We start from the raw sequence: 14,804 nt of genomic DNA, 5'->3' as shown, positions 1-14,804 counted from the left end.
GCCCCCATCCGTGGAGGCGAAAGTCAGCCCCCGGATGACATGGCCGCCGCCGTCGAGCGAGCCGGTGAAGGGCTGCTGGGAATCCCCCACCGGTGCGAAACCGCTCTGGTTTCCGCTGATGCGCCACATACCGGCGGCGCTGCTGGCGCCGGTGTCCCGGGCGTCGATGTCGGTGGCCAGCGTGTAGGCGGCGGACGGGTCCATCCCCATCAATTGAAGCTGATGGGCGTTGCCGATGACGGTGGAATATTCGGACCGCAGGAATGGCCGCGTATACCCGTCGACCATATACCAGGTGTTGGTGAAGTCGAAGCCGGTATAGGACGCGGAGGAAAAGGCGCTCGTTGTGGTCAAGCCAGTGACCATGCCTTCGGTGCTGTCCTGGCCTGTCGTGCCCTTGTCCCAATAGGAGGAGGAGGCCGTGCCGCCGGCCGCAACGCCGAGGAATCCACCCGTGTAGGCAGTCCCCCGCCCCACTATCGATCCCGTGGCGTAGGATCGCGCAATGGTGGCATGGCCGTCGTTCATCCCGACAAAACCGCCGACGAACGTGCCTTGGGTGACGCTTGCCGTGGCGTAGGAATCCGTAATGGAGCCGTTCAAATTGTTGAGACCGACAAAACCGCCGGTCGAGCCGGCGCCGCCCGTCACGCTGCCCGTGACATAGGATTGGGTGATGGTCCCGGTGTTGGTGCCGGCCAGACCGCCGACGTTGCCACCAGATCCCGTCACAGCCGCCGTGGCATAGGACTGGCCGATGGTCCCGGTGTTGCTACCGGCCAGACCGCCGACGTTGCCGCCGGTCCCGGTCACGCTCCCGGTGACGTGGGTTTGGTGATGGTTACGGCGTTGCTGCCGGCCAGACCGCCGACAAAGCCCTTGCCGCTCAGGGTGGCGCCGGTCAGGGTGAAATCCCTGACGATGCCGCCGCTGCCGATCGTCGCGAACAGACCGACATTGTCCGTCTCGGGCGCTCTGACCGTCAGGTTGGAGATGGTGTTGCCCAGCCCGGCGAAGGTGCCGGAGAAGCTTTGGGATACCAACGAGCCGGTATAGGTGGTTCCCGCCGCGTCCAGGTTCTTGACCAGCGCGTAATACCCCGTTGCCCCGGCGCTGTCGATGGAGGCCAGATCCGCCATGCTGGAGATCGTCTGGTAGGTCTGGAGCGCTCCCGTCTTGCCGATCCGCAGATGGGGGCCGGAACCCGACATCGTGACCGACACATTGTTTGCGATCGTATAGCCCCGGCCCACGCCGTACTGCAGGGTCAGCCAGGCACCGTCTCCCGTCGCGGTGATCGGGGCGTTGATGACGATGTCGCCGGTCGCGCTGAGCGTCAGCGAGGAGCTGCTAGACCATGTCACGGGCGCCGCCACGGTGATGGTGCCGGCCTGGCTGCCGCTGGACCCGGTGGCCCCGGTGGACACCGCGATGTGGGCCAGTGCCAGGGCGTTGGTCAGGGTGGCGACGCTGAGCACGCTGTCGTTGCCGCCGGCGGTAAACACGTTGGAGGCGTTGGAGACGGTGCTGTCCGATTCCGCGGAGATCGTCAGGTTGTAGGGGTCGAGCAGCAGCGTGCCGAACGCGCCCTCCGCCGCGCTCAGGTCCGCGGTGCCGCGGAAGGACAGGGTTGCCTTGCCCGACACCTCGGCATCGCCGCCCTTGCCGCCCGCACCGGTCCCCCGCGCCGTGATCGTACCGGCGAAGTCGGTATGCTCGTCCGACCAAACGACCACGCTGCCGCCATCGCCGTCGGTACCGTCGGCGGACAGCCGTGCCCCGACGGCGACGGTGGCCGATTTGGCGTTCGCCACAGTCTCCTTCAGCGTCTTGCGGGCGGCGTCCTTGCCACCCTGATAGTCGCCGCCCACCGCAATCGCCCCGCCGCGGCTGCCGGAGACGTCCATCGTGGCCGTGCCGGTCACTTTCACCGCCGTGCCGGTGACCGCCACCGTGCCGCCCTTGCCCGCGGCACTCTTTCCACCCTTGCCTTTTCCCTCCTTGCCTTTGCCGGTCGATCCCCTGGCCGACAGCGTGCCGGTCACCGTGGCCGTGCCGCCGGACACCCGGATGTCGCCACCCTCGACCGCACCGGTTTCCGTCGTCCGGGTCGCGGCGAGGGTCCCGCCCGCCTCCACCGTGCCGCCGTCACCGGCGGTCAGGAAGATGCGTCCCCCGCTGCTGGCGGTGCCGGTGGCGGCGATCACGCCGCCGGTGTTCCCGGCCAGCGCATAGACGTTGCCGCCATTGGCGCGGATCTCCGCCGCCGCCGCGGCGATCCGCCCGGAGGTCGTGGCTGCGGTGTCGCTCCCGCCGACCTTGACCTGGAACTTGCCGCCCTCGACCGCGCTATCCTTCACCAGCACCTCATAGCCGGCGGCGAGGCCCACTGTGCCGTTGGGGGCGGTCAGGGTGCCGGTGTTGGTCACCTCCCGCGCAATCAGCGCCACGTCGCCGCCCAGCGAACCGATCGACCCGGCGTTGGTCACCGTCGCCTTGGACGTACCGGAAAAGCTCTTGTCCCCGCCGTTCAGGAAGGCCGCGTCCGGAATGTCGAGGGTGGAGGCGGTGAAGGACCCGCCGGTGAGCACCTTTCCGCCCGGCCCCACAGCCACACCGGCCGGGTTGATCAGATAGACCGATCCGGTGGCGGTCAGCGAACCGTCGATGCGCGACGGGATGTTGCCGGTGACGCGGTTCAGCGTCGCGCCACCGCCATTGTTGATGGCGACACTGTTCCCCGACCCGATGGAGAAGCTGTTCCAGTTGATGACGGCGTTCCGGGAGGTCTGGTCGATGATGACGCTGGTGCCCGACGGGGTGGCGATGGACACTGCCCCGGCGGCGACCGACGGACCGGCCGGCAAGGTCTGGGCCGAGGCCGGTGCGATGGCGCTTTCCATCAGGGCGACACTGGCGATCAGCCACAGCGACAGTTTGGCCATGGATCGTCCGGAACACCGGGGCACCGGGTGCCATGGTGCTCGGGACGATTCCCGGCCGGGGATGGCATCGTGGAATGCCGCCGGTGCCGGAATACGGGCAGTCTTGGCAAGACACGTCATCGCGCTCACAACGCACCCCTGTCGTTCCGCTTGGTGGCGCACCTGTACCGGCTGCACTCACTGCGGGATCGTCCTGACGATGCGGGACGATCATGAGAGGTTGCAGCGCGTCGCTTCGGAACACCCAATGTTGCGGACCATAAGGGGGTGCCCGGCGGTGCGGCACCCCATGATCATGGGGGCGTCGGCGCATCCCCATGAATATGGGGGAAGGGGCGGGGCGCTCACCGATAAGGGGTTGTTGGCCCGGAGAACGCCGATTATCGTCGATCGGTATGTTCATCCCGCTCATGGGGGTGGCGGCGGCAGCCCGCCCGAGCCATGCCGTTCGAGGACAGCAGGGAATTCATGTCATCGTGCCCGGACGACCGACCGCTTGCCGGTTCCCATCAGCTCACGGTCGTTCTGGTTGAGGACGACCCGCCGACGCGCGATCATCTGGCGGAAACCCTGACCGCCTGCAACGGCATCGCGCTTCTGGCCACGGCCGATACGCTGGAAGCGGCACGGGCTGCCTGCGAACGCTTCCTCCCCACCGTTCTGATCACCGACCTGCAATTGCCGGACGGCCACGGCACCGACCTGATCCGCGAGGTTCGGGACCGCTATCCGGCCAGCGAGATCATGGTGATCTCGGTGCTGGGCGACGAGGACAGCGTGGTGACGGCGATCCGCGCCGGAGCGTCCGGCTACATCCTCAAGGATTCCGAGCCGGTGGACATGGTGGAGGCCGTCCATGGCCTGATCGAGGGGCGTTCGCCCATCTCCGCCTCCATCGCCCGCTACATCATAAGGCGGGTCCAGGACGGCTCGTTCAAGGACCGCAAGCCGGCGCCGCTGCTGACCCCGCGCGAGACAGACATCCTCTGGGGGATCGCGAAAGGCTTCACCTACAACGACATCGCCGACCGCTTGGGCCTGTCGCGGCAGACGGTGCCGTCCTACATCAAGAACATCTACCGCAAGCTGGAGGTGAATTCGCGGTCGGAGGCGGTCTACGAGGCGATCGGGCGCAAGCTGATCCAGCTTGGAGAGTGAGGCCGTGGCCGTGCGCCTCGTCGAGGCCCTCGAAGGCCGCGGATGGCTGCGCCTGTTGCGCCGCCCGGTCATCGGCCTGTTCTACCTGACCGTTCTGGCGGTGGGCATCGGTACGCCGCTGTTCACCCTGTCGCCCCCGGAGGGCGGCATCGAACTCGATCGCGCCATGTTCCGGCCGCTGGAAACCCTCGACCGGCCGGCCGATGTTCCGGAGGCCGCCGTATCCCTGCCCCACAGCTTCAGGGTACCCGGCGCGGGCCGGTTCGGCGGCGGGCTCTACCGGCTGGAGTTCGATCATTCCCCGGACGACCCTGAGCAATGGTCCGTGCTGATTCCAAACTATTCGGGACGCATTCTGGTCCGGGTCAACGGTGCCCTGCTGTACGACAGCGACTGGACGCATTCGGGCCAGATCGTCACCCTGATCTGGCCGGACATCATCGCGATCCCGGCCCCGCTGCTGAAGGCCGGCACCAACAGCGTGGAGATCAGCGCGGTGATGCTGTTCGGCCGGCAGAGCTATCTCAGCGTCATCCATGCCGGACCCGACAGCCTGCTGCGCCCGGTGTACCAGCAGCATCATTTCCTTCTGGTCATCCTGCCGCAGCTGCTCTTTCGCTGGCAGTTCGCCTTCAGCGTGATGCTGCTGATCGTCTGGGCGGTTCGCCGCTCCGAATGGTCCTATATCCTGTATGCCGGCATTCTGTTCTTCAACTCGATCAGCAATCTCGTCGTCGTCCTGCCGGAGCCTCTGGCGTCACCGCTGGTCATGCAGCTTACGAACCTGAGCTTCTCCTGGGTGACGGCGATGCTGGTGCCGTTCGCCTTCAGCTTCGTGAACCGCCGCCCGCCGCGGGCCAGCGTCCTGTTCGCGGCCTTTCCGGTGGGAGTCACCTCGGCATTCCTGCTGCTGCCTCCCGGGATCGTTCATGTCCTGAACTGGTACGTCGCGGTGCCGGTCGCCTGGGGCCTGTCCTGCTGGGCGCTGGGCGTGCTGTCCTACGCGGCCTTCCGGCGAGGCAGCAACAGTGCTCATATGGTCCTGGGCGCCACGCTGCTGTCCTTGCTGATGATCCTCCATGAGGCGCCGATCCTCTACGGCTCCGTTGGCAAGCGGTTGTTCATCAACCCGTTCTCCATCCCCATCTTCATGCTTCTCAGCGTCATCAGCACCATCCTGATGTGGCGCTTCGCGGCGGCGCTGAATGCGGTGGACCAGTTCAACGCCAACCTGCGCCGGGAGATCGCCGATGCGGAGGCGGCGCTGCGCATCAGCCTTGCCCGCGAGCAGGCCCAGGAAAGGGCGATCGCGCTCGAAGCCGAACGGTCGCGCCTGACCCGCGACCTCCATGACGGCATCGCCGGCCAGCTGGTGTCGATGGTGGCGCTCAGCCGCCGGACGGATGCGCAGGTGGGTGACTTCGGCACCGCGGCGCGCAGGGCGCTGGTCGATCTGCGTCTGGTCATCGCCTCGATGGCCGAGGTCGGGGACGATCCCGGCATGATGCTGGCGAATTTCCGGGATCACATCCAACCCCAGCTCCGCACGCTCGGCATCGCCCTGGACTGGCAGATGCACGCCCTGCCGGAGGGGGCCGGCTGGTCGTCTTCGACCGCGCTGGAGCTGTTTCGCCTGCTTCAGGAGGCGACGATGAACGCCGCCAGGCATTCGGGGGCGGATCGGGTGACGATCGAGATCCGGCCGACCGACGACGGGATTCGCGTGGTGGTCGCCGACAAGGGACGCGGCGGCGCGGCGGACCGCCCCGGCGGCTACGGGCTTGCCAACATGCGGCGACGGGCACGGACCATTGGTGCCCGGCTTGACATCGTCTCCGGTCCGGACGGCACCAACATCATACTGGATCTGCCCAGACCGACAGCCAGCCAATGATCTTGCCCTGTTTCGGTGGACACGGGTTCACGCAGATCTTGGTTCGGCCTTTCCGGGGGTGATGTATCCGATGGCCGAGTGAGGGCGTTGGCGATTGTCGTAGGTTTCGATGTAGGCGAACACCTCCCGGCGGGCTTGGTCACGGGTTTCGAACCGAGTGCAGTGGACCAACTCGACCTTGAGGGTGTGGAAGAAGCTCTCCACTGGAGCATTGATGCTCCTATGTTGGTCAACCATCTTTTAGAGTTTCGAGCGTTTAATCTGACGCATATCCTGCGTGCTTGAGGTGGTTCCAGCATTCGTCGGGTGTGTAGAGGTCGCAGATGGAGCCGACAGCCTTCCACAGCTCTTCGATGGTGCGGTCGCCGGCAGCGTTTTTTTGACGCTGTAGCCGAGAACGATCAGACGCCCCGCTCGGCTTTCAGCTTGGCCGCCAGTTCGGGCATGGTTGATGTCACCTTGCGCGTCCACCCAGCCGCTCAGAAGCTCGCCATAGGGGGCAAGCTTGCCGCCACCCGGCGGGCGGCCTTGCCGAGCCGGCTCCAGCGAGCCGGTCGCCGCCTCTGCGCAAGGCGTATGCTCGTGCTTGCGCTTACACCGAAGCGCTGGGCCGCTGCCCGACGCGACCCACCTTACTCGATCTCTCCGTAAATCCGGACACGGAGGTCCGATGAATAGCCGCGCCCCATGATCCACCTCCAAAGACGGTGAATCACAACCAAAGTCTCGGCGAAACTCCGATTCCTGTTTCAGGCACGACACTCTAGCTGTGGTGTCCACCGAAACAGGGCAAGATCAATCCTGGCATACTCCAATGCCGAGGATAGGGGGCAGCCACACCATCGGTTCAGTCGGCGGGCAGCGCGCCCGGCGGGAGCGTCCAACCTGACTCCGCCAGGGGCACGGGGTGCAGTTCAAGCGGGTCGTCGGCAAGGTCATAGGCGCGTGCCCGGCCGGGGGCACCGAAGGGCAGGATGACCTTCCGCCTGCGGTCCAGCCAGACCGCCTGCAAATTCTCGATGGTCGGGAAGGCGCCGGTGTTCTCCACCAGTTCGCGCGGATAAAGGGTCTCCGCGTAGAGCGGGCGCGCCGATGGGCCGGCATCTCCCGCCAGCACAGGGGAAAGATCGACGCCGTGGAGCGAGCGCGGCCGCGGCACCCCGGCCAGCGTCGCGACGGTCGGCAGGATGTCGACCAGACCGACCGGTGCGTCCACGTCGCGTGGCGCGATGGCCGAGTGGGAGAAGACCAGTGGCACATGCTGGGTCTGCTGGAACAGCAAGCAGCCGTGCCCCTCCTCCTCAGGATGGTCGCTGCCCGCGCCGGACTTGTCGTTGGGGTACCAACCGGCGAGGTCCTCGCCATGGTCGCCGAACAGGACGACCAGCGTGTCATCGAGCCAGTTACGCTCCCTCAACCAGCCGAGAAGCCGCTGAAAATGATGGTCGGCATAGCGGACCTCTCCCTCATAGGGGTTGGCCGACGCCCCGTGGACTGTCGGCGGCTCGTAGGGCCAGTGCGCGTCGAAGAAATGGACGAACAGGAACCAGGAGTCTTCCGTCCGCCGCCGAGACAGCCACTCCTGCGCGCGAGCGACGACCAGATTGGCCCGCTTCAATGCCAGTCCGCGGTATTTGACATCCTTCAAGGACAGCGCATCCTCGCCGCTGGCAAGTGGCGGCAGCCAATCATCGTAATGGTCGAACCCGCGGTCGAAGCCGTACCAGCGGTTCAAGCCAGGGCAGGACACGATCGCCGCGGTCAGGAAGCCGGCACGCTGGAGAAGGGCCGCGAGCGTATCCGCCCTGGGGTCGAGCCGCTCTCGGAACAGATGGCGCAGCTTATGCCCGTAGGGCTGTAGCCCGGTGAACACAGTCGCGTGGCTCACCGGCGTCAGCGGCGCCGAGGCGTGGGCGAAGGTGAAACGCACCCCCCGGGACGCCAGCCCCGCGACGCCGGCCATATCCGACAGATAGGCGACGTCCGCCCGCACACAATCATAGCTGACGAGAAGGATGCGCTTAACGTTCATTGGGGCGGTCATTCGGTTTCCCTCCAGGCGTCGGACGGCATCGGAAGCGGACGGCGGCGCTCCGCCGGGGCTGCGGTGATGAGACGGCGCAGGACCGCCACCGCGTCGCGGCAGGCCGGTGTGTCGCGCCAGCCTTCAGGGCGCGGCCAGGGCAACGCCGTGAGGTCGAGGGAGGTGGCCTCGCCGGGTCCCTGCAAGACGAGTACGGAGGTCCCCATAACCACCGCCTCCTCCAGGTCGTGGGTGACGGCGACGGCGCGCAGGCCCGTCGTAGCAGCCAGCCCGACCACTTCGTCCCGGAGCTGCTCCCGGTTCGCGACGTCGAGGGCGTGGAATGCCTCGTCGAGCAGCAGGCATGCCGGCTCAACCGCCAGCGCCCGGGCCAGGCCGACCCGCTGGCGCATGCCCCCAGACAGGGTCGCCGGATAATCCTCCAGCACATGGTCGAGGCGCATCCGCGCCAGCAGCGCCCGGCCCCGCTCCCGTCGTTCGCGCGGCGGCACTCCCAGGCACTTCAAACCGAACACGACATTGTCGAGGACCGTCATCCAGGGGAACAGATTGTGGTCCTGGAACACCATCGGACGGCGCGGCGACGGCCCAGTCACCAGCTCCCCGCACAGCAGGACGGTGCCCTCGGACAGGTGGTGCCCGGCCAGCAGAGCAAGCAGGGTGGACTTGCCGATCCCGCTCGCCCCGACGATGGTCAGGACCGGACTGCGGTTGGGAACGGTCAGCGAGAGCCTGTCGAACAGCAGCCGCCGCCCGTAGCAGAAGGAGACATTCCGAGCGGACAGCCAGTCAGCCACGGCCGGGGCCTCCGTCCGTCAGCCAGTGGCACGCCCGCCCCTCCAGCGGCAACAACAGGGCATTCCAGGCAAAGCCAATGGCACCGACCGCAACGATGTAGGCATAGAGCCGGGCCATCTCCAGGTTCAGACTGAACCGCTGCACGCCCTGGCCAAGCCCGCTCGGCACCCCCATCATCTCCGCCGCGACCACGCTGAACCAGCCAAGGCCGACGCCAAGGCGCAACCCGTGCAGAAAATGCGGCAGCACCGACGGCACGGCCACGTCGGTCAGCAGGAGGCGCCAGCCAGCGCCCAGGCTGCGCGCAGCCAGGAGATGCGACCGGCGGACCAGCCGCAGCCCCTTGGCGGTGGCGAGCCACAAGGGAAGGAAAGCGCCGAGCGCGACGATGGCCACGGCGGCTCCTGTTCCGACGCCGAAGGCCATGATGGCCAGCGGCACCCAGGCGATCGGAGGGACCGGGCGGACCAACTCGATCGGCCCGGAGGCGACGGCGCCGAAGGCTGGCCAGACCGCGGCCGGAACCGCCAGGACCAGGGTCGCCGCGACGGCGACGGCCAGCCCCATCAGCACGCGGCTGACGCTGGCCCAGGCGTCGGCCGCGAGCCGCCCCTGCTGCGCCAGATCGACCAGGGCAAGCGCGACGTCGCCGGGCGGCGGCAGCAGCGTCGGCGCACCGCGGGCCGCAAGCGCCCAAAGCACGACGAGGAGCGCACAGCCGAGCAGCGGCCACACCTGTCGGGCGAGCATCGCCAGCATCGGTGGCGGCCTCAGCGCGGCGGGTCGTCCCGCGGCCCGACCCGCCGGGCGAGCGCCGGGAGGTCGGGGCGGGACAACGCCTCGCGCAGAAGGGAGCGATCGATCAGCGCCGCCACATCAAGCGGCTGGCGGAGCGTTCCCCGCTCACGCAGGAAGGACGCCGCTGCGGCGAGCATCGTCTCATCCTCCCCGGTGAGGTCCAGCCTTATAGCCTCGAAGCGCGCGGCCGCCCGGTTCGGCTCCACCGCGGCGGCGGCATCGAGCGCTGCGTTGCCGACCTCGAGCTGGGATTCGGCAGCAAACCAAGCGTTCGCCCACCAAGGGTGCTGCGCATAGACCCACCAGCTCAATGCCAGCCCGGTGAGAAAGCGCTCGACATCGGCACGCCGCCTTTCAAGCGCACGGTCGGACGCAACGACCACGGAAAGGATCCGGCCACAAGCAAGGATGCGTGCGAGGTCGCTTTTCTCGAACAGCGCGGGGAATGGGTCGAAGCCGTAGAGGGCATCGACGCCGTTCCAGGACGACTGCCCAGCCGACCGCCGCAGGAACGCCGTCTGCTGCGCCATGTCGAGGTTGCCGAAGCGCACCGAGTCCGTGGTGACGCCTGCCCCGGCGAGGGCGGTGATGGCCACCCGTTCGGCCGCCGCCCCGACCGGCCCCATGACGTTGCGGCCAGCCAGCTGCGACAGCGCCGTGATGGCCGAGGCGGGGGGAACGTAGAGGCAGGCCCGGTTGTGCATCAGCCGCGCCACGATCCTGAAGCCGGGGCGGTTGGCAAGCAGGGTCAGCGCCGGCTGGTCGGCAGTCAGCAGGACGTCGACCTCGTTGGCCATCGCCGCGCTGTTCAGCGGTGCCCCATAGGAAAAACCGACGAAAGCCAGATCGAGGCCAAGCCGCTCCATGATGTCGCTGTGCTTCAGCCCCATTACCAACTGTCCCTGAGTAGCCCAGGACTCCTGCCAACCCAACCGCAGCGGATCGGCCGACGCGGGCTGGAGCGCGCCGGCAAGCGCCAGCCCAAGAGCCAGCAGCGCAATACGCCACAGGGGGGCGTGGCCGGCGCTTTCGCGCGTCGGTGGTGACAGTCTACGCTTGGCCACTCGGTTTTTTCTCCTGGATCTCTTGCCCCGTCTCTCGTGCGCCCCGCCAGGGGCAGCCCGCCGCGCGTCAAGGCAGCCCGATGGCTTTATGCATTTGCAGGCCGAGCCGCCAGCGCGGGTGGTCGAGGCAGTATGCCACCGTAAGGCGAAGGTTAGCTGCACGCTCGCCATCGTCCTTGGGCTGAAGGATGAAGTGGCGGAAATCAAGGTTGAGGAATCCCGCCGGATCCAGACCGTCCTGTGGGTAGACCAGCTTAAGTTCGTCCCCACGCACCGTCACCAGCGGCGCCCCGGCCTTTGGGCTAACGCACAACCAGTCGAGACCGGCCGGTGCCGGCTGCGTCCCGTTGCTCTCGACAGCCACTGCGAAGCCTTGCGCGTGCAGGGCCTCGATCAGCGGCCCGTCGAGTTGCAGCAGGGGTTCCCCTCCGGTGCAGACGACCAAAGGCTTCCCGCCGCTGTCCGCCGGCCAAAGGGCCGCCACAGCCGCGGCCAGCGTCGGCGCGTCAGGGTAGCGGCCACCGCCCGGCCCGTCCATGCCGACGAAATCGGTATCGCAGAAGCGGCAGCGGGCGGTTGACCGGTCCCGCTCCAAACCGGACCACAGGTTACATCCGGAGAACCGACAGAAGACCGCCGGCCGACCAGCCTGCGCGCCCTCTCCCTGCAAGGTGTAGAACAGCTCCTTGATGGAGTAGCTCATGCTTCCTCACACTGCCATGGACCGGGACCAGCGCCTTTGGCGCTCGATCTTGAGGTCAGAGAAGCCGACCATCCCGTTGACCGTCACCGCGCTACCCCGGCAGGCCGCCACGTTGGCCTTGATTGCAAGAAGACCAAAGACATGCCCGACAGCATCGTCGAACGCATCAGAACGGCATTGGTTTTCAAGATGTCGCCGCAGCCGACCACTCCCCATTCCCCAAGCCATACCCGGGACCGCACGCGCAATCAAAAAATGCATCGTGCGCTATCACATTTCCCCTAAACCCTGGTCACGTTCAATGATATAAACAAATGGTAGCGTTCATTGCAAGTCACTATCGTTCCGGTGATTACATATGGATGCATTGATCGGATGGCGAACTCCATGGAACTCGACAGCATTACTGGGCTTCTGAGGCCCTGGCCGGTGCTTTTATCAGGGTTTCGACGGTCTATGACCGAGCTAACGTCGCGCGAAGACATGGCGATCGCGGTCGGCGGATCACTGGCACGAGGAACGGTCGACCGTTTCTCCGACCTTGACTTCGCCGTCCTCGCCGCCCCTGGAACCGACCCTGGCCCGTTGTGCAGCTGGGTGGCCGGGCGGCTTGGTGCGATCGGCAGACGGTTGTCCCAGTTCCCGGCCAACCACATCGGGCTGCCGAACCTGATCGTCACCTTTTGCGAGATAGATGGAGAGGTGGTGAAGGTCGATTGCATGGTGCTTCCACAGGGCGCGATCGGCCAGCTGGCGGGCTACCGCGTCATCCACGACCCGTCCGGCATCGCGACGGGGACGCCGGGAAGCGACGCCACGGCGGAGCCAATCGACGAGGCGGAACTCGATGAGAAATTCACAGGCTGGTGCTGGTACAGCTTCACCAAAATCGCCCGTGGCGAGCTGATGGAGGCCACCGATGCGCTCGACGTCATGCGACGGAACGTGTTGGTTCCCGTTCTTCGCCACCGTCGCGGGTTGAAGGCGGAGGGATTCCGCTGGTTGGAGGACCTGTTGTCTTCCGATGATCTGGCATCGCTGCACCGGACCTATCCTGGTGTACCCGGGCGTCACGGGCTGGTGGCTGCGCTGGCCGCCCAGATGACGCTCTACCGGACGCTGCGCGCGGCCGACGCGCCAGCGGCGCTGGACCGCATGGCCGACCTGCTCGCCCGTGAGCCATTGTGGCGGCAGTCCATGGAAGGCGCGCCATGATCGACCGCGACTCTGGCGGCGACGCGGAAGACCCGACGCTCACCGGCGTCGCGGTGCTGTCCTGGATCGACCCGGCCGGCACGTATGAGGCCGCGCTGGCCTTCCGCCTGCCTGCAAGCCTGGCGGCCGATATCCGCCGAGCGCGCCGGCAATGGGGAGTGCAGGCGCCGGCCGAATTCCAGCTCGAACCGCATCTGACGCTGATCTACCTGGGTTGGATGAACGGAACGCAACTCCTCGACCTATGGCAGACACTGCGTCAATTTGAGGCGGCGGCGGCTGACATAACGCTGGGACCGCCCGAGCGCCTGTCGCGTGACGGGACGGCACAGAACCTGTGCGCCTCGGTCACCCCGTCGCCGGCGCTCCTCGCGCTGCACGATGCGATCCTCCGCACCTGCCGCGACCGCTATCCCTGGTTCACGCCGGGGGTCTTCGTCGGACCGGGCTACCACCCACACATCACCGTTCTGGCGGAAGCCGATCCCACAGGCACGGAGTGCGCCAACCCCGGTCCGCCCTTGCCCCCAACCTGGCCGGTCGGGGCAACGCTGACGCTCCGGCGCCCGGTGCTTTTTTGCAAGGCACTTGCCGGCAGGACCCCCTCACCGCCATGAGACCAGGGAGACGGAGCGCGATGACGACAACGCCGATAACGCCGATGTATGACCACCTCGTCCTCATCTCCCTCGACACGCTGCGCAGCGACGCCCTGCCCTTCCACCCCGCCCCACAATGGCCAGCCAAATACGGCCTGACGCGCACCGTCCGCGCGGAGGCGCTGCGACACCTCGCCGATGAGGGCTTTTTCTTCAGCAATTGCAAGAGCGCGGCCCCCTACACCTCGGCCTCTCACGCCAGCCTGTTCACGGGAAAATGGCCTGTACGGCATGGTGTCTTCGAATTCTTCAACCGCAGACTCCGAGGCGGCACGCTGTTCGGAGCGGCGCGGCGACATGGTTTTCGCACGCTGTTCAAGGTCGATTTCCCGATCATCCTCGGCCGTCATCTCGGGTTCGACCGGGACGCCGATCTTTATATCGTCGAAGACGACGATGCGTTCCTTGCCGCCCTCGATCCCGCTCGACGCAGTGTCAGCTTCGTCCATTTCGGCGGGATCCACCTGCCCTACGGCTTCCACAACCTGCGCAGCGGCGGCGATGCCTACCGCGCCAAGGTCCGCGATCTTGAGGCCGGGCTGCCACGCCACGCGCCAGCCGCTGCCGACCGGCTGGTCGAGACCTACCGCGATGCGGAGGATCTGGACCTGTTGGTCCGCTACAAGAACGCCGTTCAACACCTCTACCGCGAAGAAGCCTATGCACGGATCTTCGACCTCTACTTGGAGGGGATAGACCTCTTCCTGGACCGGGTGTTCGCCCCCTTCCTCGAACGGCTGATAGACCGCCTCGCCGGACAGCGCACCCTGCTCGTCGTCTTCGGCGACCACGGCGAAGAGTATGACGAGGAATCCTGCGGCCATTTCAACACGGTGGCCGACGGCGTGCTGACCGTTCCGCTGATCCTGCACGGACCGGACATCGCGCGGGGCCACGCGGCGCGCCTCGTCCGCACCATCGACCTAGCCCCCACGCTGGCCGAACTGCTGGGTTTCGGAGGACCGTTCCCGGCGGGGATGGACGGCGTGTCGCTCGCCCCTACCCTGCTCGACCGCGCCCCCTACGCCGAGAGGCCAGCCTTCGCGCAGGCCTATGTGGCGGACACCGCGGCCTACGTCAGCTACCAGGACCGCATGTTGCGCCGCGACCGCAAGTCCGGCTCGCTGCCCCACACCTTGACCCGCGAGGTGGTGATCGACGGAGGCTGCCGTCTTGAACGCTGGTACGATTCCGTCGGAGCGCCCTACACCAAGCGGTTGGAGCGCTATGCGCGCGACGGCGCCCACAGTCCCTGCGACGCCCCCGAGGTCGCGGAGAGCCTGGGCGAAATGCTGAATGCCTACAACCGCATGCGGCGGAACGGCCAGGCAATGTCAGGCGTCCCCGCGGAGGTCGGGGCCCGGCTGGCGGCGATGGGCTATCATGTTTGAAGCGGATCCGTACCCCGATCAAGGCAATCGCATTGATCTGTCGGGTTTTGCAGGTGCCGCTGCTCCACGGATGTGATCACGCGCCGCCAGTATGACACATCGGGGCGCGCGGTACGACTGCGAGGGGACGACCGA

Annotated in this window: 13 protein-coding genes and 1 pseudogene; 6 read left to right on the top strand and 8 right to left on the bottom strand. The window is 66.9% G+C overall.

Translation table 11 applies throughout. The features are described from left to right. Positions 1 to 813 (bottom strand): GLUG motif-containing protein (locus I71_RS34755; protein ID WP_375731164.1); only part of this gene is annotated, 813 nt, incomplete at its 3' end. Beyond that, the gene (locus I71_RS02315; protein ID WP_049975877.1) at positions 810 to 2,945 is read right to left on the bottom strand and encodes a filamentous hemagglutinin N-terminal domain-containing protein; all 2,136 of its coding nucleotides are present in this window, start codon (positions 2,943 to 2,945) and stop codon (positions 810 to 812) included. The genes I71_RS02315 and I71_RS34755, both read right to left, overlap by 4 nt. A 468-nt stretch (positions 2,946 to 3,413) precedes the next feature. Here I71_RS02315 and I71_RS02310 point away from each other — a divergent pair, with 468 nt between their 5' ends. Both I71_RS02310 and I71_RS02305 read left to right on the top strand, forming a co-directional pair. Next, positions 3,414 to 4,103, top strand: coding sequence for a response regulator transcription factor (locus I71_RS02310; RefSeq protein WP_042689774.1), 690 nt, complete (start codon positions 3,414 to 3,416; stop codon positions 4,101 to 4,103). 4 nt (positions 4,104 to 4,107) lie between these two features. Further along, positions 4,108 to 5,997 carry an ATP-binding protein gene (locus I71_RS02305; RefSeq protein ID WP_042689733.1) on the top strand — a complete coding sequence of 630 codons (1,890 nt, stop codon included), beginning with the start codon at positions 4,108 to 4,110 and terminating at the stop codon, positions 5,995 to 5,997. Between the two features lie 27 nt (positions 5,998 to 6,024). Here the strand turns inward: I71_RS02305 and I71_RS02300 are convergent. From I71_RS02300 to queE, 6 genes and pseudogenes are all read right to left on the bottom strand, one after another. Continuing rightward, a pseudogene (locus tag I71_RS02300) lies at positions 6,025 to 6,210 on the bottom strand (IS3 family transposase); the annotation flags it as partial. 634 nt (positions 6,211 to 6,844) lie between these two features. Beyond that, complete coding sequence (locus I71_RS02295; RefSeq protein ID WP_083896925.1) at positions 6,845 to 8,041, bottom strand: sulfatase; 1,197 nt, start codon at positions 8,039 to 8,041, stop codon at positions 6,845 to 6,847. Then, positions 8,038 to 8,838: an ABC transporter ATP-binding protein gene (locus I71_RS02290; RefSeq protein ID WP_049975876.1), complete on the bottom strand. Its 801-nt coding sequence runs from the start codon at positions 8,836 to 8,838 to the stop codon at positions 8,038 to 8,040. The genes I71_RS02295 and I71_RS02290 overlap by 4 nt, the downstream gene beginning before the upstream one ends. Continuing rightward, positions 8,831 to 9,589 (bottom strand): ABC transporter permease, encoded by a 759-nt coding sequence (locus I71_RS02285; protein ID WP_159107337.1) that lies wholly within the window; start codon positions 9,587 to 9,589, stop codon positions 8,831 to 8,833. The genes I71_RS02290 and I71_RS02285 overlap by 8 nt, the downstream gene beginning before the upstream one ends. Positions 9,590 to 9,609: 20 nt before the next feature. Continuing rightward, positions 9,610 to 10,701 (bottom strand): ABC transporter substrate-binding protein, encoded by a 1,092-nt coding sequence (locus I71_RS02280; protein WP_148294127.1) that lies wholly within the window; start codon positions 10,699 to 10,701, stop codon positions 9,610 to 9,612. A gap of 67 nt (positions 10,702 to 10,768) precedes the next feature. Continuing rightward, entirely contained in the window at positions 10,769 to 11,404 is a 636-nt protein-coding gene (queE, locus tag I71_RS02275; protein ID WP_042689722.1) for a 7-carboxy-7-deazaguanine synthase, read from the bottom strand. Positions 11,405 to 11,440: 36 nt separating this feature from the next. Here queE and I71_RS37055 point away from each other — a divergent pair, with 36 nt between their 5' ends. The 4 genes from I71_RS37055 to I71_RS02260 all read left to right on the top strand — a co-directional run bounded on the left by I71_RS37055 (position 11,441) and on the right by I71_RS02260 (position 14,669). Beyond that, complete coding sequence (locus I71_RS37055; protein ID WP_148294126.1) at positions 11,441 to 11,689, top strand: hypothetical protein; 249 nt, start codon at positions 11,441 to 11,443, stop codon at positions 11,687 to 11,689. 102 nt (positions 11,690 to 11,791) lie between these two features. Next, entirely contained in the window at positions 11,792 to 12,619 is an 828-nt protein-coding gene (locus tag I71_RS02270; RefSeq protein WP_159107336.1) for a nucleotidyltransferase domain-containing protein, read from the top strand. Continuing rightward, positions 12,616 to 13,236 (top strand): 2'-5' RNA ligase family protein, encoded by a 621-nt coding sequence (locus tag I71_RS02265; RefSeq protein WP_042689715.1) that lies wholly within the window; start codon positions 12,616 to 12,618, stop codon positions 13,234 to 13,236. The genes I71_RS02270 and I71_RS02265 overlap by 4 nt, the downstream gene beginning before the upstream one ends. Before the next feature lie 20 nt (positions 13,237 to 13,256). Then, complete coding sequence (locus I71_RS02260) at positions 13,257 to 14,669, top strand: sulfatase-like hydrolase/transferase (RefSeq protein ID WP_159107335.1); 1,413 nt, start codon at positions 13,257 to 13,259, stop codon at positions 14,667 to 14,669. Positions 14,670 to 14,804 lie beyond the last annotated feature (135 nt).

Source organism: Azospirillum sp. B506, assembly GCF_000333595.1.
GTDB lineage: Bacteria > Pseudomonadota > Alphaproteobacteria > Azospirillales > Azospirillaceae > Azospirillum.
This window is presented reverse-complemented; position numbering and strand designations above follow the sequence as displayed.